Origin of the sequence: Arthrobacter sp. ISL-95 (assembly GCF_018613695.1) — a bacterium.
Classification (GTDB): domain Bacteria; phylum Actinomycetota; class Actinomycetes; order Actinomycetales; family Micrococcaceae; genus Arthrobacter.
Map to the genome: position 1 here is coordinate 104,651 of NZ_JAGGPR010000013.1, position 22,401 is coordinate 127,051.

Below are 22,401 nucleotides of genomic sequence, written 5' to 3' on the forward strand. Positions count from 1 at the left end.
TCTACTTGAGGTGCGGCCTCTGTGCCGACGGACCCACCCACGGGCTCACGGGGTTACCCATCCAGTACGTCCCGGCCGGGACGGTCTCACCACGCATAACCAACGACGCCGGACCAACGGTGCCGCCGTCGCTGATGCTCGCCGCTGGGAGGATGACCCCGTGCGGTCCCATGGTGGCACCGTTGCCGAGTGTTACGGTGTCAAGGCTCATGACACGGTCGTGGAAGAGGTGTGTCTGTACTACGCAGCCACGGTTGACTGTGGAGTTTTCGCCCAGGGTCACGAGGTCGGCTTCGGGAAGCCAATAGCTTTCGCACCACGTTCCGCGTCCAATCTTGGCGCCGAGTCCGCGCAACCACCACACCAGGGCAGGAGTTCCTGCGGCGGAGCGGGCGAACCACGGTGCGCTCACCATTTCGATGAAAGTGTCCACCACCTCGTTGCGCCAAATGAATGAGCTCCACAGCGGGTGTTCGCCCGAGCGGATGGCCCCTACAAGGACCCATTTGGCCACGATGGAACTGAAGGCGGCCACAGCCCCTGCGGCCAGCATGACCACGCCTCCCAAGATGGCAGCTATCCAGTAGCCCCATCCTCGGGCGATCCCGTCCAGCACCAGCATCACGCCAGCGGCGATGGCCACTGTGAGGATGACCGGTATCAGGCGGCACAGTTCCCACAATGCCCGTGCGATCTTCAGTTTGAGGGCCGGGCGGAAGGTTCGTGTTTGATCAGCATCGACGGCGGTGCGGCGCAACCTGACGGGCGGACTGCCCAGCCATGAGGTGCCCGACTTCGCCTTGATGGGCGTGGCTGACAGAACTGCGACGAGCGAATTTTTGGGCACGTTCCGTCCCGCAGCGGTCATGCCGGAGTTGCCAAGGAAGGAGCGCTTCCCGATCTTGGCCGGAGCGATCTTCATCCATCCGCCGCCAAGCTCGTAGGAGGCCACCATGGTGTCGTCAGCAAGGAAAGCGCCGTCGCCGATGGTGGTCATTTTAGGAACAAGCAGCACCGTTGAGGCCTCCACGTTCTTGCCCACCTTGGCACCGAGGAGCCGCAACCAGAGAGGTGTGAAAAGGCTTGCGTAGACGGGGAAGAGGAGGTCCCGGGCCATGTCCAGGAGGCGTTCCGTGGCCCAGACCTGCCAACCGATGCGGCTTCGTACCCGGTAGTAGCCCTCTTTAAGGCCCAAGCCCAGAAGCCTCGCAACCATCAGAATCAGCACCAGGTTGCCGAAGAACCACACTAAAGCGGCAAGTGGAAGGGCCAGTGCGATCTGTGGAAGGGCTGTCTGCAACGACTCGTGGCCTTGGATGAAAGCCAAGAGCACTAGTGCGCCGGCGAAGGCGGAGGTATAGGGGATGAGGGCCAGCAGAGCCGAGGCGCTGGCGAAGGCGGAGAACCAGAGACGGTCCACCACGGGGCGCCGGCTGATGCTTGACGGCCACTCGTGCTTGGCCTTACCACGACGTTCAGCGGGGGAGCCGGCCACGAGGTGTCCGGCTTTCACCTTGCCCAGTACGGCCGATCCGGCATCAACGTGGGCACCCGCTCCGATGCTGGCTCCGGGCATCAAGGTACTCCGTGCTCCCACAACTGCACCCGCACCCACATGGATATGTCCGATGTGGACTGAATCACCGTCCACCCACCAGCCGGAAAGGTCCACTTCGGGCTCGATGTTGGCTCCGCTGCCCAAGGACAGCAGCCCGGTAACCGGGGGTAAGGAGTGCAGGTGAACGTCCTTGCCGATCTTCGCACCCAGGGCGCGTGCGTAGTAGGGAACGAACGGGGCACTGGCGAGGCCTATGGCACCCGAAAGGTCTTGAATCTGCTCGGCCAGCCACAAACGTAGGTGGGTCTTACCGGAACGCGGGTAGCTCCCCGGTTGGATCCTGCCAAGCAGCACCTTGGCTGCAACCACTGAGATCGCCATCCGGCCCAAGGGGCTGACAAAGATCAGCCATGATGCCGCGATCCACCACCACGACACAACGGGTGCGGCAGCAAAGCCAGCAAAATCAGCCAGCAGTCGGTTGGCAACCATGAGGTAGGTCAGCCAGCGCATACCCACCAGGATGTGCAAGGGCACTCCCATGAGGACCTGGAAAATTTGCGACTTCAAGGCGGTAGGACGGACGGTGCGCTCAACAGCGGGCCCCGGCAAGCCGCCGTCGGGGAGTGACTGCCGGGCGACGTCGATCAAAGCGCCCACTCGCGGCGTGGCATAGATATCCGCCACGGTGATGGTGGGGTAGCGGACACGTAGGGCGGACACGAGTTTGGCCGCAGCCAAGGATCCGCCACCGTAGGCAAAGAAATCGGCGTCGAGTGAACTGACGGGGCTGCCTAGCACTGCCTCCCACTGCTCCACCACCCAGCGGGCGTCATCAGGCAGGTTCAGCTGCGCGTTGCCGGCTTCAGTGGCGCCGGCTCCTGCCAACGGCCAAGGGAGTGCATGACGATCCACTTTGCCGCTGGTCTTGGTGGGGAGGGAACCCACCACGGTCAGCAAGGGAATCAAAGCAGCCGGGAGGCTCTCGCCCAGAAGGCGGCGCGCCTCGTCCATGGACAATTCATAGCCGTCACCGGGGGCCAGGTATCCAACAAGGATCTGGTTGCCGGCCGCCGTTGTCTGCACTGCAGCAGCCGCGCCGGCTATGCCGGGCAAGGACTGAAGCGCTGCGTCTACTTCGCCCAGTTCGATCCGGCGCCCACCGAGTTTGACCTGTTCATCGGCCCTGCCCATGAAGATCAGGCCCGCTGCTTCGAATCGCACCAAGTCGCCTGAGCGGTACGCGCGCTCCCACCCAAGGGTGGTCATGGGGGCATACTTCTCGGCGTCCTTGGCAGGATCGAGGTAGCGGGCCAGCCCTAGGCCGCCGATGATCAGCTCGCCGATTTCGCCTTCAGCCACCGGAACGCCCTGCGGATCGACGACGGCGAGGTCCCAACCGTCCAGCGGCAGGCCGATCCGGACGGGGCCGGGCCCGCCCAAAGGAGCCGCGCAGGCAACGACGGTAGCTTCAGTGGGTCCGTAGGTGTTCCATACTTCACGGCCATCCACCGCCAAGCGTTCAGCGAGTTCGGGCGGGCAAGCTTCGCCGCCGAAGATGAGGAGGCGGACATTTTCCAGCGCCTCCACCGGCCACAGGGCGGCAAGGGTTGGCACGGTGGAAACAATGGTGATTCCGTGGTTGATGAGCCAAGGACCCAGGTCCATGCCGGTTCGAACAAGGGCTCGCGGTGCGGGCACCAGGCAGGCTCCGTGACGCCACGCCAGCCACATCTCTTCGCAAGACGCATCGAAGGCCACCGACAGGCCGGCCAGCACCCGGTCCTGGGGTCCGATGGGATCAGCTTGGAGGAAGATGCGGGCTTCTGCATCAACGAATGCCGCCGAGGAACGGTGCTTGACTGCAACGCCCTTGGGAGTCCCCGTGGATCCCGAGGTGAAGATGATCCAGGAATCGTCGTCCAGGGCGGGGGTGGAGGGCATGGAGACGGATTCCCTTGCATCGCCGGAAAGCTGGATGTCCAGGCCCGCAGCGATGACTGCCCCAACCCGGGCTTCTCCGAATACCAGGCGCGCACGCTCATCGGGGTCATCCGCATCCACGGGAACATAGGCAGCGCCCGCCATGAGGATTCCCAGTATGGCGATGTAGAGCTCATTGGTGCCAGACGGGATCCTGACGCCGATTTTGTCTCCCCGGCCAAGCCCTGCCGCATGGAGCTGGGCGACAAATCTGCGGACGGCCTTGAGGAGCTCGGTGTAGCTCAAGGATTTTTGCCCATCATCCAGCGCCGAGGCTTCGGGGAATGAGAATGCGGTCTCTTCCAGGATGTCCACGAGAGTGCGTTCGGCGGGGGCCGCGGGGCTTCCCGATAGCTGGGGACGGTACGTCATCAGGGCAGGCGTCGTGCCGGCCCCAGCGGGATGTTCTGTGCTCACGTTCGTCAGCTTTCCGCAGAAAGATGAACAAAAGGTGTCGGGCGTTTCCTGCACGTCACGCTTTGTTGACCCGCAGTTCGCTTTATGCACATGTGATGTTCAAAAGGCGATCAGGGAACCAGCAGGACTTTTCCGGTGGTCCGGCGGCCTTCAAGGTCCCGGTGTGCTTGGGCGGCCTCGGCGAGCGGGTACGTGGCACCGACCCGGACAGAGAGGCTGCCGTTGGCGGCGGCGTCGAAAATTTCCGCTGAACGCCACCGGCGTTCCTGTGCATTCTGGACGAAGTGCGCCATGGTGGGCCTGGTCAGCGTCAGTGAACCTGCGGCGTTCAGACGCTGAGGATCAAAGGGCGGCACAGGCCCGGACGCAGCGCCGAAGAGCACCATGGCGCCGCGGATGCGCAGGCTCTTCAGGGAATCGTCAAACGTGTCCTTGCCGACGCCGTCGTACACCACGTTGACTCCTTCCCCGTCGGTCAGTTCGCGAACCCTGTCGGCGAAGCCTTCGTAACGGAGTACTTCATCGGCGCCGGCCAAGGTGGACAGATCGGCTTTTTCGTCCGAGGACACAGTGGTGATGACGCGGGCACCGCGGGCCTTCAGCAGCTGGGTCAGCAGGAGGCCGACGCCGCCGGCTCCCGCATGCAGAAGGACGGTGTGGCCCGGCTCTACACGGAAGGATGAGTTCATCAGATAGTGAGCGGTGATGCCCTGCAGCGGCAGGGCCGCGGCGGTGTGGTCGTCGACGCCGTCGGGAACCGGAAGTGCCTTGCTCGCGTCAACGAGGGCGTACTCAGCGTAGGTCCTGCTTCCCTCGGCCGTGGCAATGCGGTCGCCGATGGAGAATTCCTCGACTCCATCGCCGACCCCCTCCACGGTGCCTGCAGCTTCGGCGCCCGGGGTGAAGGGGTAGTCCACTTTGTAGGTGCCGCTGCGTTGGTATGTCTCAATGAAGTTGACCCCGGCAGCTGCGACCTTGATCAACAGCTGGCCGGGGCCAGGCTTCGGTATTTCCACAGATGCGTACTCGAGGACCCCAGGTCCTCCGGGCTGCTGTGCAACGATGGCGTGCGTCATTGTGGCTCCTCACTCCGGGGCGGTCCTTCCGGTGCCCGGTTTCAGAATCCATCCTAGGGAAGTTGGGGCTTCCCCCGTGGAACGCCTAGAAGCGTCCGTGAGTCGAAGCTACCGGGCAGTCGAAGCCGCGGCCTGCTGCCAGGCCCACATCATTGAGGTATCTGACCACGATCCCGTAGGACTGCATCAGTGTGGTTTCCGTGTAGGAGATGGAGTGTTTGGCGCAGAACTCGCGCACGATTTTTGTGGCCTTGTACAAGTGTGGGCGAGCCATGTCCGGGAACAAGTGGTGCTCTACCTGACGGTTGAGGCCGCCCAGGAGGAAGTCCATGAAGAGGCCACCGGAGATGTTGCGCGAGGTCAGGATCTGGCGGTTGAGGAAATCCACGCGGCTGTCCTTGGGGAGGACGGGCATGCCCTTGTGGTTCGGTGCGAACGAGGCACCCATGTAAAAGCCGTAAACCATGATCTGAACGCCCAGGAAGGCGAACGCCATACCGATGGGCAGGAACGTGAAAGCAAGAACCGGGAGGGCGGCAAGCCTGGCCACGAGGATAGGCGTCTCTACCCAGCGGTGACGTACTTTCTGCTTGCCGAAAACAAAGCGAAGGGAGTCGAACTGGAGGCTCAAGCCCAGGAGCGTCAGGAGCGGGAAGAAGAACCAGCCCTGCTTCTTGGTGAGGAAAGCCAGGCGGCCTCTACGTTCGGCTGCAGCGTCTTCGTAGAACACCAAGGCGTTGTTCCGGATGTCCGGGTCCTTGGAGATGACGTTGGGGTGGTTGTGGTGGGCGCCGTGCTTCTGTTCCCACCAGGAGTAGCTGATGCCGGCTACTCCGGTGGCAAGGAGGCGGGCGGACCAATCGTTGGCGCGCCGCGAAGCGAAGATCTGCTTGTGACCTGCCTCGTGGGCGAGGAAGCTCAGCTGCGTGCACAGGATGCCTACGGCAGCGGCGATCAGGAGCTGGTACCAGGAATCGCCAATGAGGGCGAAGCCGAGCCAGGTGCCGGCCATGAGCATTACCAAGGCCACGAAGACCCAGATGTAGAAGCCGCTACGGCGTTCGAGGAGTCCAGCCGACTTAACGGTTTTGAGGAGCTCTGAGTAGCTCTGGACGACGGGATTTGGTTGAATTGCGCGAGCTTTGGGGCGCTCAGCGGTGGACGTGGGTGACATAAATGTGCCCCGTATCGCTAACGGGCAACGCTGCAGCCGACGTTCGGACTGCACGGTCTGGATCACCCTCCACTAAGCATACGTCGAATCTCCAAAATAATGAGACTGCTCACAACTGGGTGCATAAATATCGGACAGCATGAATATTCTTGCTGTACAGTGGAGTCATGACTATTTCTGTTGCGGTCTCCGGTGCCAGCGGCTACGCCGGGGGAGAAGTCCTGCGCCTGCTGGCAGGCCATCCGAACGTCACCATCGGTGCCATCACCGCTCACAACAACGCCGGTTCCAGACTAGGGGAGTTGCAGCCGCATCTCCACGGTTTGGCCAGCCGGATTCTGGAAGAGACCACGGTGGAGAACCTGTCCGGCCATGACGTGGTGTTCCTGGCGTTGCCGCACGGCGCTTCAGCTGAGATCGCTGCGCAGTTGCCTGAAGGGACGGTAGTGATCGACGCCGGTGCTGACCACCGCCTGCAGGACGGCGCGGCGTGGGAAAAGTTTTACGGCTCGGCCCATGCGGGCACGTGGCCCTATGGTCTGCCCGAGCTGCCGGGCCAACGCGAGGCGCTCAAAGGCGCCACCCGCATCGCCGTTCCCGGGTGTTACCCGACGTCGGCCCTGCTCGCCCTGACGCCCGGTTTCGCCAACAATTTCCTCCTGGCGGACGACGTCGTGATTGTGTCCGCTTCGGGTACTTCCGGTGCGGGCAAGGCCGCCAAGGTCAACCTCATTGGTGCCGAAGTCATGGGTTCCATGAGCCCCTACGGCGTGGGCGGCGGCCACCGGCATACACCTGAAATCGAACAGGGACTGTCCAATGCAGCTGGTGAGGCAGTGACGGTCTCCTTCACACCTACTCTGGTCCCCATGAGCCGCGGCATTCTCACGACTGCCACAGCCAAGGTTGGTCACGGCGTCACAGAAGCCGAACTTCGCCAAGCGTGGGCGGATGCCTACGACGACGAGCCATTCGTGCACCTCCTTCCGGAAGGCCAGTGGCCCACCACCAAGTCGGTGCAGGGCTCCAACCACGCTGTAATGCAGTTGGCCTTCGATTCCCACACGGGCCGCGTGATCGTTACGTGCGCCATTGACAACCTCACCAAGGGAACCGCCGGCGGAGCCGTGCAGTCCATGAATATTGCCCTCGGCCTGGACGAATCCGCCGGCCTGAACCTGCAGGGAGTTGCACCGTGACCATTACCGCCCCCAAGGGATTCCGCGCCGCAGGTATCAAAGCCGGCATCAAGGCCTCGGGCAACCCGGACCTGGCCCTGGTAGTCAATGACGGGCCGCAAAAGTCCGCAGCCGCCGTCTTTACCTCCAACCGCGTGGCTGCCGCACCTGTTCACTGGTCACGCCAAGTGGTAAGCGATGGCCGTGTGGATGCCGTGGTCCTGAACTCCGGCGGAGCCAACGCCTGCACCGGTCCGCAAGGCTTCCAGAACACCCACGCCACCGCAGAGAAAGTGGCCGGCGTTCTGGGAGTCTCAGCTTCCGACGTCGTAGTGTGCTCAACCGGCCTGATCGGCGAGCAGCTGCCCATGGACAAGATTCTGCCCGGCGTTGACGCGGCTTTCCGTGAATTGTCCGAAGATGGCGGCTCCGCTGCCGCCACAGCGATCATGACTACGGACAGTGTTTCCAAGGAAGCCGTTTTCACTGGCACCGATGCCCAGGGCAAGCAGTTCACCGTGGGAGGCATTGCCAAGGGTGCCGGGATGTTGGCGCCTGGTCTGGCAACAATGCTGGTTGTCCTCACCACCGACGCCGAAGTTCCTGCGAATGAACTCGACGTCGTCCTCCGCGACGCCACGCGCGTCACCTTTGACCGGGCGGACTCGGACGGCTGCATGTCCACTAACGACACCGTGGTGTTGCTGGCATCCGGGGCCTCGGAGGCTCTGCCTTCTGCCGAGCAGTTGAGCGAAGCGGTCACCAAAGTCTGTGCCGAACTTGCGCGCAAGCTGATCGGTGATGCCGAAGGCGCCAGCCATGACATCGCTATCCGGACTTTCAACGCCGCCAGCGAACGCGACGCTGAAATCGTCAGCCGCAGTGTTGCCCGCTCCAACCTCTTCAAAGCTGCCATCTTCGGCAAGGACCCTAACTGGGGCCGCGTGCTCTCAGCCGTGGGAACGACTGATGCCGTCTTTGAGGCGGACCAGCTCAACGTCGCCATGAACGGCGTCCAGATTTGCCGCAACGGCGCAATCGGTGATGACCGCAACCTGGTGGACCTGGAGCCGCGCGAAGTATTGGTCGAAATTGACCTTCAGGCCGGTGACGCCGAGGCCACCATTTGGACCAACGACCTCACGCACGATTACGTGCACGAGAACAGCGCATACTCGAGCTGAGCGGATGACAATGACTGCGCACACCCGCGAAACCACGTCAACGAGCCACGTCTCGGCCAAAACAGCCCAGGATAAGGCCGGCACCCTGATTGAAGCCCTGCCGTGGATCCAGCGTTTTGCCGGCACCACCATGGTGATCAAGTACGGCGGCAACGCCATGGTCAACGACGACTTGCGCCGGGCCTTCGCGGAGGACATCGTGTTCCTCCACCACGTGGGCATCCACCCCGTAGTGGTCCACGGTGGCGGCCCCCAGATCAACTCCATGCTCGGCCGCCTCGGCATCGAGTCGGAGTTCAAGGGCGGCCTGCGCGTCACCACCCCTGAAGCCATGGACGTGGTCCGCATGGTCCTCACCGGCCAGGTGGGGCGTGAGCTTGTGGGCCTCATCAACTCCCACGGACCCTATGCCGTGGGCATGTCAGGCGAGGATGGCGGCCTGCTGCGCGCTGTCCGCACGGGCACCGTTGTTGATGGCGAAGAGGTGGATCTGGGCTTGGTGGGCGAAGTGGTAGGCGTGAATCCCGCCGGTATCACGGACATTCTCGACGCCGGCCGCATCCCGGTGATCTCAACGGTCGCTCCTGAAATTCTCGACGACGGCAACGGTTCCGGTCCCACCACGGGCCAAGTCCTCAACGTCAACGCCGATACCGCAGCTGCCGCCGTCGCGTCAGCCCTGGGGGCCACCAAGCTCGTCATCCTCACCGACGTCGAGGGACTGTACGCCAACTGGCCGGACAAATCCTCGCTGATCTCTTCCCTGACGGCATCTGAACTCCGCGCAATGCTGCCCAAACTTGAATCAGGGATGATCCCCAAGATGGCCGCATGCCTGAAAGCCATCGACGAAGGAGTGGAGCGCGCACACATCGTGGACGGCCGTCTGCCACACTCCATGCTGTTGGAAACCTTCACCACTGCCGGCATTGGCACCCAGGTAGTTCCCGACGAGGAAGTGAACGCATGAGCGAAAGTGTTGGCCCCATCGCCGGATCGGACGCCAAAGCTTCCGTCATAACCGGGGTTAGTAATGGCGCCGACTGGCTCGCCCGCTACTCGTCCTCGCTGATGGGTGTCTTCGGCACGCCCCAGCGCGTTTTGGTTCGCGGCGCTGGTTGCCTCGTATGGGACGCCGACGGCAAGGAATACCTGGACCTCCTGGGCGGCATTGCAGTGAACGCGCTAGGCCACGCGAACCCCTTTGTCACCTCGGTGATTTCCAGCCAGTTGGCCACGCTCGGGCATGTCTCGAACTTCTTCACCAGCCCTACGCAGATCGCACTGGCCGAGAAGCTCCTGGACCTCACCCATGCCCCTGCCGGTTCCAAGGTCTTCTTTGCCAACTCCGGCACGGAGGCCAACGAGGCTGCGTTCAAGCTGGCCCGTCGGAATTCTGGGGGGAACCGCACCAAGATCATCGCGCTGGAAGGTGCATTCCACGGCCGCACCATGGGCGCCCTCGCGCTCACGGCCAAAGAGGCTTACCGTGCGCCGTTCGAACCACTGCCCGGTGGTGTGGTCCACATACCGTTCGGTGACATCGAAGCCCTGCGTGCCGCCGTCGACGATTCCACGGCGGCGGTCTTCCTGGAACCCATCCAGGGCGAAGCGGGCGTCCGGCCGCTCAGCGCCGAATACCTGCGGGCAGCCCGTGAAGCTACCACCGCAGCGGGCGCACTTTTGATCCTTGATGAAGTCCAGACCGGCATCGGCCGAACCGGGAAATGGCTCGCCAGCGAAGACGCCGGAATTGTTCCCGATGCCGTCACTCTCGCCAAGGGCCTTGGCGGTGGTTTCCCGGTGGGTGCGCTCGTCACCTTCGGAAGTACGACGTCGGCCCTGCTCACCGCAGGGCAGCACGGCACTACTTTCGGTGGAAACCCTGTGGCTACGGCCGCAGCACTGGCAACCCTGCACGCGATCGAAAGCCAGGGTGTGTTGCAGAACGTGCTGACTGTTGGAGCCCACCTGCGCGAAGGGCTTGCCGGGTTGGAAGCTGTCACCGAAGTCCGCGGCGAGGGATTGCTGATCGGCTTCGATGTGAAGGCCGACATCGCCCCCGCAATGGTGTCCGCGGCCTTGGATGCCGGCTTCATCATCAACAGCCCGGGCCCGCGGACCATCCGCCTCGCACCTCCGCTGATCCTGACCATCGATCAAGCGGATCGCTTCCTGGACGCTCTTCCCACTTTGATCGCCACGGCTACAGCCAACACTGCTAAGGACGCACAGTGACTTCTTCCACCACCACCCGTCACTTCCTGAAGGACACGGACCTGAGTCCTGCTGAGCAGGCTGAGGTCCTGGAACTTGCCGTCCGGATGAAGGCCGCGCCGTACAGCGTGCAGCCCTTCGCAGCGGAGGGCAATGGCCGTAAAACGGTGGCCGTGATCTTTGACAAGACCTCTACCCGCACGCGTGTTTCGTTTGCCACGGGCATTGCGGATATGGGTGGCAATGCACTGATCATTAACCCGGGTGAAGCGCAGATTGGCCACAAGGAATCCGTGGAAGACACGGCGAAGGTCCTGGAGCGCATGGTCTCCACTATCGTGTGGAGGACCGGTGCCCACTCCGGTTTGGTGGCCATGGCGGAGAACTCCAAGGTCCCCGTTATCAATGCCTTGTGCGATGACTACCACCCCTGCCAACTGCTGGCCGACCTCCTGGCAGTCAAGGAGCACAAGGGGCAGCTCGCCGGATTGAGTATGGCGTACTTGGGTGATGCCGCGAATAATATGGCGAACTCCTACCTGCTGGCGGGCGTCACGGCCGGAATGCATGTTCGCATCTCGGGCCCAGAGGGCTACCTGCCGGCGCCGGAAATCGTGGCTGCGGCGGAAGAACGCGCTGCTGAGACCGGCGGTTCCGTGCTGATCACCAGCGACGCCGCAGAAGCCCTCAAGGGTGCGGACGTCGTGGCAACAGACACTTGGGTTTCCATGGGACAGGAAGCCGAGAAGGAAGCCCGGCTGCAGCTCTTCCACGATTACTCCGTGGATGAGGCCGCCATTGCGCAAGCCGCTCCGGACGCCGTCGTGCTTCACTGCCTCCCTGCATACCGCGGCTACGAAATTTCGGCCGGTGTCATCGACGGGCCGCAGTCGATCGTCTGGGACGAAGCGGAAAATCGTCTGCACGCCCAAAAGGCGCTGATGGCCTGGCTGATGCACCGCTCCGGACTTGCTTTTGTTGAAGGCCTCTCGCCTGTAGAAGGCACCGGGGAGAGCACGTTCTAGTGTCCACCACTCCGTCCGTGCCGGGCGCCAGCCCGGCCACCAAGACTGCCCGCCAGGCGCGCATCACTGCGATCCTGACGGGTGAGTCTGTGCGTTCCCAAGCAGAGCTTGCAGCTCTGTTGGCGGACGACGGCGTTCAAGTCACCCAGGCCACCCTGTCCCGCGACCTCGTGGAACTGGGTGCCGTCAGGGTCCGGGGCAAAGAGGGCGCCCTCGTTTACGCTGTCCCCGGGGAGGGCGGCGACCGCAACGCCAAGAGCGGCGTGACCCAGGAAATCCTGGATGCACGGCTGACGCGGCTTTGCGGGGAACTCCTGGTCACAGCCGAGGCCTCGGGCAACATCGCGGTGCTCCGCACGCCGCCCGGAGCGGCCAACTTCCTGGCCCTGGCGGTTGATCACTCGGTGATGCCGTCAGTATTGGGTACGATCGCAGGCGACGACACTTTGCTGCTGGTCGCACGGGACCCTGATGGCGGGGCCGAACTGGCGGCGCGTTTCCTGCGCATGGCCGAAGAAGCCGGGCCTGGCAGCTAATTGATCTTTTTCAGCATTGATTCACACAGCATTGATTCAAATGAACCAAGCAACAACAAAGGAGCACTCTCGTGACTGAGCGCATTGTTCTGGCCTACTCCGGTGGCCTCGATACTTCCGTAGCCATCGGCTGGATCGGTGAAGCCACCGGCGCCGAGGTCATCGCCGTGGCCGTTGACGTCGGACAGGGCGGCGAGTCCCTGGAGACCATCCGCCAGCGCGCACTTGGTTGCGGAGCCGTCGAAGCTTACGTGGCAGACGCCCGCGACGAGTTCGCCAACGAGTACGCCATGCCCACCTTGAAGGCCAACGCCCTCTACCAGGGCCACTACCCGCTGGTTTCAGCCATTTCCCGCCCGGTCATCGTGAAGCACCTTGTGAAGGCTGCCCGCGAATTCGGCGCCACCACGGTTGCCCACGGCTGCACCGGCAAGGGCAACGACCAGGTCCGTTTTGAAGTCGGCATCCAGACCCTCGGCCCGGACCTGAAGTGCATTGCACCTGTTCGCGACCTCGCCCTGACACGCGACAAGGCCATCGCCTTCGCCGAGGAAAAGGGACTGCCGATCGAGACCACCAAGAAGAACCCGTACTCGATCGACCAGAACGTCTGGGGACGCGCCGTCGAGACAGGTTACCTCGAGGACATCTGGAACGCTCCCACCAAGGACATCTACGACTACACCGCCACACCGGAATTCCCGCCGGCACCGGATGAGGTCACCATTTCCTTCCAGGCCGGCGTGCCGGTAGCAATCGACGGCATTAAGGTCACCCCGCTGCAGGCCATCCAGGAACTGAACCGCCGTGCAGGCGCGCAGGGCGTTGGCCGGATCGACGTCGTCGAGGACCGCCTTGTTGGCATCAAGTCCCGGGAAATCTACGAAGCCCCGGGTGCCATGGCACTGATCACCGCGCACAAGCACCTCGAGGACATCACCATCGAGCGCGAGCAGGCCCGCTTCAAGGCCACCGTTGGCCAGCGCTGGGCCGAACTGGTTTACGACGGACAGTGGTTCTCCCCGCTGAAGCGCTCCTTGGACGCTTTCATCGAGGACACGCAGCAGTACGTTTCCGGTGACATCCGCATGGTCCTCCACGGCGGCCAGGCAATCGTCAACGGTCGTCGCTCCGAGACCTCCCTGTACGACTTCGACCTCGCCACCTACGACACCGGTGACACCTTCGACCAGTCCATGGCACGTGGCTTCATCGAGCTGTGGGGTATGTCCTCCAAGGTTGCCTCCGGCCGCGACCTGCGCGTCGCAGGCGAGTAATGACGTCGGCAACGAACGAAGGCGCACTGTGGGGCGGCCGGTTCGCCGGCGGCCCCGCGGATGCGCTGGCCGCACTGAGCAAGTCCACGCATTTTGACTGGCGGCTTGCCCGCTACGACATCGCCGGTTCCAAGGCCCACGCCCGCGTGCTGGCCAAGGCCGGTTTGCTGGATGACTCCGAGCTTGAAGGCATGCTCGCCGCCCTCACCCGGTTGGACGAGGACGTCGCGAGTGGCGCCTACCTGCCGGCTGAGAGCGACGAGGACGTGCACGGTTCCTTGGAACGTGGCTTGATCGAGCGCGCCGGAACCCAGCTCGGTGGCAAGCTGCGTGCGGGCCGTTCCCGCAACGATCAGGTGGCCACCCTTGGCCGCATGTTCCTGCGTGACCACGCACGGATCGTCGCCAGCGGCGTCCTTGCTACCATCGACGCCCTCGTTGAACAGGCCAAAACCCACCACGGCGTTGCCATGCCTGGCCGGACCCACTTGCAGCACGCTCAGCCGGTGTTGCTGAGCCACCACCTTCTGGCGCATGCCTGGGCTCTGCTTCGCGACGTGCAGCGTCTCCAGGACTGGGACAAGCGCGCCGGTGTTTCGCCGTATGGTTCCGGTGCGTTGGCTGGTTCGTCTCTGGGCCTGGACCCTGAGGCTGTTGCCGCTGATCTGGGCTTCTTCTCCGCCGTCCACAACTCGATCGACGGCACCGCCTCCCGCGATGTCTTCGCCGAGTTCGCCTGGGTGTGTTCCATGATTGGCGTGGACCTGTCCAGGATCTCCGAGGAAGTCATCTTCTGGGCCACGAAGGAGTTCTCCTTCGTCACCCTGCATGATTCGTACTCCACGGGGTCCTCGATCATGCCGCAAAAGAAGAACCCGGACGTTGCCGAACTCGCCCGGGGCAAGGCCGGTCGCCTGATCGGCAACCTGACCGGGCTGCTTGCGACGCTTAAGGGCTTGCCGCTTGCGTACAACCGCGATCTGCAGGAAGACAAGGAACCGGTATTCGACGCCGCGGACACCTTGGAGCTGTTGCTTCCGGCGGTGTCCGGGATGATCGCCACGCTGAAGTTCAACACCGAGCGCATGGAGTCCCTGGCTCCCCAGGGCTTTGCGTTGGCCACGGACATTGCCGAATGGCTTGTCCGGCAAGGCGTTCCTTTCCGGGAGGCCCATGAGCTCTCCGGTGCTGCTGTCAAGCAGGCCGAAAGCAGGGGTGTGGAGTTGTGGGACCTGACGGATGAGGAATACGCAGCAATCTCGGAGCACCTGACTCCCGAGGTCCGCAGCGTCCTCAGCACCGAAGGTTCGCTCAACAGTCGGAACTCGCAGGGCGGAACGGCACCAGCCGCCGTCGAACGCCAACTGGCTGCCCTCGCGGCGGAACTGGACGCAGTGCGGTCTTACGCAGGCTAGCTGGTTTGCGTCTCCCGCGGGATGGCACTTCGGTGTCATCCCGCGGGTATTTAAGCGGTTGAGCTAGCATGGCGCTATGACTCAGATCACCCCTGAGACGTTGCCCGCAGAGCTTCACAAAGCCGCCGACACCGTCATCCGCCTCCTCGCCAAACTGGACGACTCATCCGTCGCTGAACCGTCGGAACTTCCAGGGTGGACCCGGGGCCACGTCCTTGCCCACCTTGCAGGAATTTCCAAGGCGATGGCCCGGCAACTTGAGTACGCGCGCCGTGGCGAGACCGTGGAACTTTACGACGGCGGCATGGACGGCCGCACTAAGGCTATAGAACTGGCGGCCGGCCACAGCCTCGCCCGGCATACGGAATCCGTCACCACCACCGTGGGTGCGGCGGTCGCGGCGTTCGATGCCTTGGGACCGGACGATTGGCAGGCGCGCATCGCCTACCGCGACGGCACAGTGTTCGACGGCGGACTGGCGCTGTGGCGCGAACTGACCATTCATGCCTCGGACTTGGGTTTGGGGTTCGGACCGGAAACGTGGAGCCGCCCCTTCTGCGAGCACCTCATCGGGTTCCTTGCCGCGCGTGTCCCGGATTCCTACAAATTTGTTCTGCAACCCACTGGCCTACCGCAACTGAGCGTCGGCAAGGGTGGCACGTCCATAGCCATCACCGGCATGCTGACCGACATCGCCGCTTGGCTTGCAGGCCGCGAGCCAAGCCTTGGAAGCCTCAGAGCGACTGCAGCCGCTGATGGAGTGGACCTGCCGGAGCTGCTGCCTTGGCCAGCCGCGAAGCCTGCGCCCCGCTAACACATGCTCGCTCTCTCACGTCCCTCGTGTTTGCGGCGGTCGCTCTCTCACGTCCCTCGTGTTTGAGCCGAACGCTCTCTCACTTTCAGGGAGCTATTTGCCCTTGGGCTTCACTGCGGCCGCCCGCCACAAGTGCATGGTGGCATACGAACGCCACGGGCTGACCTCCCTGAAATCGGCGCTGAGCCCCTTGCCCGTGGGCAGGGCCTTCAAGCCGTTCCGGACCGCCGCATCATTGGCCAGGAAAACATCAGGCGCGCCGAGGACGCGCATCGCCACGTAGCCAACAGTCCATGGACCCACGCCCGGCAGGGGGAGCAGCTTCCGCTCAAGGCCTGAGAGGTCGTCGCCGTAGCCGAAGTCCAGTGTTCCGCTGGCCATGGCTTCGGCCGCAGCCACGATGGAGTCGATCCGGCGCTGTGGTCCACGGAGGAGCTCCCGGCCGTGTTCGGCGAGTTCGGCCGCCGTCGGAAAAAGTCTCTCCAAGCCGGTGATGGCGCCATCCAAACGGGAGCCGGCCGCGGATAATTGAGTGAGTGCCGTCCGGGCAGCAGCTACGGTGATTTGCTGTCCGATCATGGCCCGGATGAGCAGTTCGTGGGGATCCACAGCCCCAGGCACCCGTATCCCCGGGATCGCTCCGACGCTGGCCGTTAGCCTAGGGTCGCTTGCCAGCCCGTGATCAACTGCCTGGGGATCCGCGTCCAAGTCGAACAATCTCCGGACCCGGCTCAACAGTGCCGGGAGGTCGTGGAGGTCCACGGCGGTGGCAGTGAGTTGCAACGGTTTGCCGGCGGCTGAGGGATTGTAGGAGACAGAGAACGCTGCACTGCCCTGCGGCAGGCGCAGGGTGCGGGCGTAGGTCCTGCTCCCGTAGGCATCGGCTCCGTCCGTCGAGGTGCTCGCAGCCTCTATACCCGGCACCGCTCGAACTGCCAGGAAGTCGAAGATGCCTGGATCGAAAGGTTCCCTGTAGGGCAGGTTCAGTGTCAGCGCCGCCGGGGCCTGCCCAGCGGCCCCGGTAGCTCGGCGATTGTCGGACTTCACCCCGGTGTCACGCACCGCCGTCGGCGTCATCGCGAAGACCTCGCCGATGGTGTCGTTGAACTGCCGCACGCTGTTAAATCCGGATGCGAAGGCAACGTCGGCCAGCAGCATGTCGGTGGAGACCAGCAAGGTTCGGGCGGTTTGTGCCCTGCTGGCCCGTGCCAGCGAGAGTGGTCCCGCCCCGAGTTCGTTGCTGAGGATGCGGTTGAGTTGACGCGCGGAGTAACCCAGGCGGTGCGCGAGGCCGTCAACGCCCTCGCGGGTGATCACGCCGTCGTTGATAAGCCTCATGGCGCGACCGGCGACGTCGGACCGGATGTTCCACGCGGGCGTTCCCGGGACAGCCTCGGGCACGCATCGCTTGCAGGCGCGATATCCGGCTTGGTGAGCGGCTGCGGAAGTTTCGTAGAAGGTGACGTTCACTGCCTTGGGCGTGCGGGCCGGGCACGACGGCCGGCAGTAGATGCCGGTGGAGCTGACGGCAGTGAAGAATTGACCGTCAAACCGGGTGTCACGGGCGTCTATTGCCCGGTAGCGCTGCCAGAAGTCCATGGCTTCATCCTGCCAGCCGTCTACAGCCCGTGCTAGCGGAAATCGGACATTGCCGTTAGCTCGTTTCTTGCTAGGGTCTGGTCATGAGTTCGTCCATGGACAACGACATCAGCAACCCGGCCGAGGTGCGCAAATTCCTCGCGGGCGATCCCCGTGTCATCGCTCCGCAAATACTCGGTGCGGTCCTGACCCATCACTCGGAGTCCGGTCCGGTCTCGGTCATGCTCACCGAAGTTGAGGCCTATATGGGTCCGCGCGATTCGGAACACCCGGACCCCGGTTCTCACACCTTCGGCGGTCCTACCGCCCGGAATGCGCCCATGTTCGGCCCGCCCGGGTTCCTGTACGTCTACTTCACCTACGGCATGCACTACTGCGCCAACATCGTCTGCGGTCCCGACGGCTCACCGTCGGCATTGCTCCTCCGCGCCGGCGAAATTGTAGAAGGGGAGGGGCTGGCTGCCCTTCGCAGGCCGGCATCCAAGGCACATAAGGACTTGGCGAGCGGACCTGCACGGCTCGCTTCCGCACTGGGACTCACGACGGCGGATACTGGCCGTGACGCCCTCGCCGCACCGTTCAGCTTGAGCTTGCCGTCGACGCCCGCAGCTGCCGTCGCCAGCGGACCGCGGGTGGGCGTAGCGGGCCCGGGTGGAAGCACTGAGTACCCGTGGCGGTTCTGGATTGAAGACGATCCAACGGTGTCCAAGTACAAGGCAGCCAAGCCCCGGATCCGTAACACTGCCGGGTGACGTTCATCGACCCCCCACGTTTACCAAAATCGCTGTAGAATGGACGGTCTGTCTTTTGCGATAGGGGTTACGGTTCGATGCACGACGCTGATTTGGTCCACGAGCAGGAATATGTTGCCGGGCTGTACGCCCGGCTCGATGAGCTGCGCGCTGAAAAGCGCGCCCAGCTGGCGCAGGTGCGCAAGGCCGGCGCGGTGGGAACCATGCAGAACGTCTCGGAGCGGGACGCCTTCGCGGCCCTGTACGAAGACCGCCTGGCCCAGCTCGACGCCGTCGACGACCGCCTGGTCTTCGGCCGCCTTGATCTTGACTCCGGAGAAGCCCAATACATTGGCCGAATCGGGCTTTCCACCTCCGATTTGCAGCGTCTTATGGTGGACTGGCGCGCCCCTGAGGCCGGCCACTTCTACCAAGCCACCGCGTTCGACCGCCAAGGCGTCCGCCGTCGTCGCCATCTGATTCTTCAGGGGCGCGATGTGAAGGCGATTGAAGACGACGTCCTGGACGCCGGGATGCTGGCTGACAACGACTCGCTCCAGGGCGAAGGCGCGTTACTGGCGGCGCTCAATTCCAAGCGCACCGGCCGCATGTCGGACATCGTGGGCACCATCCAGTCCGAACAGGACCGGATCATCCGTTCCTCCATTTCGGGCGCGTTGGTGGTCCAAGGCGGTCCCGGAACGGGCAAAACCGCCGTGGCCCTGCACCGTGCCGCCTATCTGTTGTATACGCACCGCGAGCGGCTCAAGAGCGCCGGTGTTTTGCTCGTTGGCCCGTCGTCGTCCTTCATGCACTACATTGAGCGCGTGCTGCCGTCCCTCGGTGAGACCGGTGTAGTCATGGCCAGCCTCGGCCGCCTTATGCCTGGCATCAACGCCATCCCCGAGGAAGATGCCGATGTTGCCGCCCTCAAGGGCAAGCTGGACATGGCAACTGTGGTGGCCAATGCCGTGGCCAATCGGCAGCGGACACCTGCGGAGGACCGCATCCTCGAAGTTGATTCGCGGAAGCTGACACTGACAGTCCGCCAGGTACGCCGTGCCCGGGAAAAGGCCCGCGCCACAGGAAAGCCCCACAACGAAGCGCGGCTCACGTTCGTCAAGATCCTCCTGCGCGAGCTCACCGAACAGCTGACGGACCTTGTGGAGGAGGGCAACATCGGCAACAACGCCGATCGCGCCTATTTGGCCGAAGACGTTCGGTCCGCCCGCGACGTGCGCATCGCGCTGAACCTCTGCTGGATGCCGATGACACCTGAGAAGCTCATCTCCGAGCTCTTCAGCAAGCCGGCCATCCTCGAAGCCTGCACCCCGCACCTGACGCCGGAACAGCGCGCGCTGCTGCAGCGTCCGGTGGATGCGCCGTGGACGGAAGCGGATGTTCCACTGCTGGACGAGGCCGCCGAGTTGCTGGGTGAGTTGGATCCGGCCGCAGGCAGGGGATTGGCCCAGCAGGAAGCCGACCGTGCCCGTGACCTCGCCAACGCCAAGCAGACCCTCGCCAACATGGAGGCGATGGGCGTGGACGTCCTCGTCACGGCTGAAGAACTTGCCGAACAGAACCAGGAGCGCGAAGGGCGGCTGACCGCTGCCGAACGCGCCACAAGCGATCGGTCCTGGGCCTTCGGCCACATCGTGGTTGACGAGGCACAGGAACTCTCGCCCATGCAGTGGCGGCTCCTGGTGCGGCGCTGCCCGCTGAAGTCTTTCACCATTGTGGGCGACATCGCCCAAACGAGTGCAGCAGCAGGTGCCAATTCGTGGCAAAGCGCGCTGGCGCCGTCGTTCGGTGACCGCTGGACCCTGGAAGAACTCACCGTCAACTACCGCACACCCTCGCAGATAGCCGAAGCTGCAGTCCGCATGGCCAACCGCGCAGGCCTGGTTGTCTCTGCCCCCAAGGCTGTCCGCGAAGGCAAATGGTCGCCCATCGTGGACCACGTGGAGACCGATGGCATCGTGAAGCGCTTGGTTGAAGTCCTGCCGGAGGAAGTGGAAGCGATCGACGGCGGCCTGCTGGCTGTGATCGCCGACGGACCGTTGCTGCCGCAGGCAACCGCAGCGCTGCGCGAGGTTTACGGGCGACGCATTGGCAGCGGCGCCGGCAGCTACCAGCAAGACATCGTGGTGATTAGTCCCAAGGAAGCCAAGGGCCTGGAGTTCGACGGCGTTGTGGTCCTGGAGCCGGCCGCCATGTTGAACCACGAGCACGGTAAGGTGGGCGACCTCTACGTCGCCATGACCCGTGCCACGCAGCGTCTGCGCCTCATTGCAGCCGCACCGGTACCCGCCGGCATTGAGCGCTAGGAAAAAGAGACCCTGCAATCCTGCTAACTTAGATCTCGTGTCACACGTAAACAACCTCGAGTCCCAGCACAACGATCCCGCCTTTGCCAACGTCTGGCAGGAGCTCAAATGGCGCGGCCTGGTCCACGTTTCCACTGATGAAACTGAACTGGAAAAACTGCTCGCCGGGGACCCGATCACCTATTACTGTGGCTTCGATCCCACCGCGCCATCGCTGCACCTGGGCAACCTGGTGCAGCTGCTGGTGATGCGTCGCCTGCAGCTTGCCGGGCACAAGCCGCTTGGCTTGGTGGGCGGCTCCACCGGCCTCATCGGTGACCCGCGCCCGACGGCGGAACGTACCTTGAACACTAAGGACACCGTCGCGGAATGGGTTGGCTACCTTCAGGGCCAGGTGCGCCGCTTCCTCAGTTTCGATGGCGAAAACCCTGCCCGCATGGTCAACAACCTCGATTGGACCGCCCCGCTGAGCGCGATCGATTTCCTCCGCGAAATCGGTAAGCACTTCCGCGTTGGCACCATGCTCCGCAAGGATGCCGTGGCCTCGCGCCTGAACTCTGACGAAGGCATTAGTTACACAGAGTTCAGCTACCAGATCCTGCAGGGGATGGACTACCTCCAGCTCTTCCGCGACTACGGTTGTGCCCTGCAGACCGGTGGCTCGGACCAGTGGGGCAACCTCACCAGCGGAACCGAACTTATCCGCAAGGTGGAAGGCAAGAGCGTGCACGCCCTGGGTACGCCGCTCATCACCAACTCCGACGGAACCAAGTTCGGCAAGAGCGAAGGCAACGCCATCTGGCTGGACCCGGACATGTGCAGCCCGTACACGTTCTACCAGTTCTGGCTTAACACTGCCGATGCTGATGTGGTTGATCGACTCAAGGTGTTCACCTTCCTGTCCCGTGCCGAAATCGAAGCACTTGGCCAGGCCGTGGAAGAGCGTCCGTTTGCCCGTGAAGGCCAGAAGAAGCTCGCATTCGAGGTGACCTCCCTGGTGCACGGCGTCGACGCTACCGAGAAAGTCATCGCCGCTTCGGCTGCGCTTTTCGGCAACGGCGACCTCACAGTACTGGATGAGCGCACCCTGGAAGCAGCCACTGCCGAACTTCCCTCCGCCACCATTGGTGCCGACGGCCTCGGCATCATTGACCTCCTGGTCGCTTCGGGGCTCTCTGATAGCAAGTCGGCAGCTCGTCGCACAGTTGGTGAAGGCGGTGCATACGTGAACAACACCAAGGTGTCCGATCCCGACGCCGTTATTGCCCGCGACGAACTGCTTCACGGCCGATACTTGCTCCTTCGCCGCGGTAAGAAGAACCTGGCCACCATTGAGGTGTCAGCCTAGGTCCTTTTTTCGATCCCGTTCTGAAGGGGCCGGCAACCGCTAAGGTTGCCGGTCCTTTCTGTGCTTTAGCGTGCTTTCTGGTTCTGGGCCTGGTTCTGGGTCTGGGGTGCTGCCGGCCGGTTGGGTGGCGGGGGTCATCCTCGGCGCGCTCGCTCCTTCGTTGCTTGGACGCGCGCTGCCGGGTGGCCCCCGCCTTCCCGTTAGTGCCGCACGGTCTCTCAGGTCTCTCGGGTTTGGGCTCATCGCTCTCTCAGGTCCCTCGGGTTTGGGCTCGTCGCTCTTTCACTTTTGTGGGGGAGTGTTGTTGGTTTGAGGGTTCGACGGCGGTGGTTGGTTGTTGTGTTTGGCGGCCGGGTTCTGGTGGTTGGGTTGTGTGACGGGCTTCACCGAAAGTTGTTGTTGGTGTTTTGGGGTGGTTTGGGGGTGTTGTGGTGTTGTTTTCGTTGTGTTTGCGGGGGTTTTGGGTGGTGTTGGGGTGGATTTGGTGTGGGGGTTGGGCGCGTGTAAAGTTATTCGAGTCGCCGCCGCTGATGCGGAAAAGT

Annotated in this window: 16 protein-coding genes; 12 read left to right on the top strand and 4 right to left on the bottom strand. The window is 63.4% G+C overall.

The features are described from left to right. Position 1: 1 nt before the first annotated feature. The 3 genes from J7I86_RS17285 to J7I86_RS17295 form a co-directional block, all read right to left on the bottom strand. Entirely contained in the window at positions 2-3,913 is a 3,912-nt protein-coding gene (locus tag J7I86_RS17285) for a Pls/PosA family non-ribosomal peptide synthetase (RefSeq protein WP_214821792.1), read from the bottom strand. Positions 3,914-4,068: 155 nt separating this feature from the next. After that, positions 4,069-5,034 (bottom strand): quinone oxidoreductase, encoded by a 966-nt coding sequence (locus tag J7I86_RS17290; RefSeq protein WP_214821764.1) that lies wholly within the window; start codon positions 5,032-5,034, stop codon positions 4,069-4,071. Between the two features lie 85 nt (positions 5,035-5,119). Beyond that, on the bottom strand, positions 5,120-6,208 hold the full coding sequence (locus J7I86_RS17295) for an acyl-CoA desaturase (RefSeq protein ID WP_214821766.1): 1,089 nt from the start codon (positions 6,206-6,208) through the stop codon (positions 5,120-5,122). Between the two features lie 167 nt (positions 6,209-6,375). On the opposite strand from J7I86_RS17295, the gene argC reads away from it, so the two are divergent. From argC to J7I86_RS17340, 9 genes are all read left to right on the top strand, one after another. Beyond that, a complete protein-coding gene (gene argC, locus J7I86_RS17300) occupies positions 6,376-7,407 on the top strand; it encodes an N-acetyl-gamma-glutamyl-phosphate reductase (RefSeq protein ID WP_214821768.1) in 1,032 nt (343 codons plus the stop codon). Next, positions 7,404-8,570 carry a bifunctional glutamate N-acetyltransferase/amino-acid acetyltransferase ArgJ gene (argJ, locus tag J7I86_RS17305; RefSeq protein ID WP_214821770.1) on the top strand — a complete coding sequence of 389 codons (1,167 nt, stop codon included), beginning with the start codon at positions 7,404-7,406 and terminating at the stop codon, positions 8,568-8,570. Before argC ends, argJ begins: the two co-directional genes overlap by 4 nt. Positions 8,571-8,580: 10 nt before the next feature. Then, complete coding sequence (argB, locus tag J7I86_RS17310; protein ID WP_214821771.1) at positions 8,581-9,540, top strand: acetylglutamate kinase; 960 nt, start codon at positions 8,581-8,583, stop codon at positions 9,538-9,540. After that, entirely contained in the window at positions 9,537-10,808 is a 1,272-nt protein-coding gene (locus tag J7I86_RS17315; RefSeq protein ID WP_286179949.1) for an acetylornithine transaminase, read from the top strand. The genes argB and J7I86_RS17315 overlap by 4 nt, the downstream gene beginning before the upstream one ends. Continuing rightward, positions 10,805-11,812 (top strand): ornithine carbamoyltransferase, encoded by a 1,008-nt coding sequence (gene argF / locus J7I86_RS17320; RefSeq protein ID WP_214821772.1) that lies wholly within the window; start codon positions 10,805-10,807, stop codon positions 11,810-11,812. The genes J7I86_RS17315 and argF overlap by 4 nt, the downstream gene beginning before the upstream one ends. Continuing rightward, the gene (locus J7I86_RS17325) at positions 11,812-12,348 is read left to right on the top strand and encodes an arginine repressor (protein ID WP_214821773.1); all 537 of its coding nucleotides are present in this window, start codon (positions 11,812-11,814) and stop codon (positions 12,346-12,348) included. The genes argF and J7I86_RS17325 overlap by 1 nt, the downstream gene beginning before the upstream one ends. 71 nt (positions 12,349-12,419) lie before the next feature. Further along, complete coding sequence (locus J7I86_RS17330; RefSeq protein WP_214821774.1) at positions 12,420-13,625, top strand: argininosuccinate synthase; 1,206 nt, start codon at positions 12,420-12,422, stop codon at positions 13,623-13,625. Continuing rightward, complete coding sequence (gene argH / locus J7I86_RS17335; protein ID WP_214821775.1) at positions 13,625-15,040, top strand: argininosuccinate lyase; 1,416 nt, start codon at positions 13,625-13,627, stop codon at positions 15,038-15,040. The genes J7I86_RS17330 and argH overlap by 1 nt, the downstream gene beginning before the upstream one ends. A gap of 76 nt (positions 15,041-15,116) precedes the next feature. Then, a complete protein-coding gene (locus tag J7I86_RS17340) occupies positions 15,117-15,854 on the top strand; it encodes a maleylpyruvate isomerase family mycothiol-dependent enzyme (RefSeq protein WP_214821776.1) in 738 nt (245 codons plus the stop codon). A 93-nt stretch (positions 15,855-15,947) separates the two neighbouring features. On the opposite strand, the gene J7I86_RS17345 is transcribed toward J7I86_RS17340, so the two are convergent. Further along, positions 15,948-17,453, bottom strand: coding sequence for an AlkA N-terminal domain-containing protein (locus tag J7I86_RS17345; protein WP_214821777.1), 1,506 nt, complete (start codon positions 17,451-17,453; stop codon positions 15,948-15,950). Positions 17,454-17,548: 95 nt separating this feature from the next. On the opposite strand from J7I86_RS17345, the gene J7I86_RS17350 reads away from it, so the two are divergent. From J7I86_RS17350 to tyrS, 3 genes are all read left to right on the top strand, one after another. Further along, on the top strand, positions 17,549-18,205 hold the full coding sequence (locus J7I86_RS17350; RefSeq protein ID WP_214821795.1) for a DNA-3-methyladenine glycosylase: 657 nt from the start codon (positions 17,549-17,551) through the stop codon (positions 18,203-18,205). Between the two features lie 77 nt (positions 18,206-18,282). Continuing rightward, positions 18,283-20,511 (top strand): ATP-binding domain-containing protein, encoded by a 2,229-nt coding sequence (locus J7I86_RS17355; protein WP_214821778.1) that lies wholly within the window; start codon positions 18,283-18,285, stop codon positions 20,509-20,511. A gap of 37 nt (positions 20,512-20,548) precedes the next feature. Then, positions 20,549-21,859, top strand: a complete 1,311-nt coding sequence (gene tyrS / locus J7I86_RS17360) for a tyrosine--tRNA ligase (RefSeq protein ID WP_214821779.1) — start codon at positions 20,549-20,551, stop codon at positions 21,857-21,859. Positions 21,860-22,401: the final 542 nt, after the last annotated feature.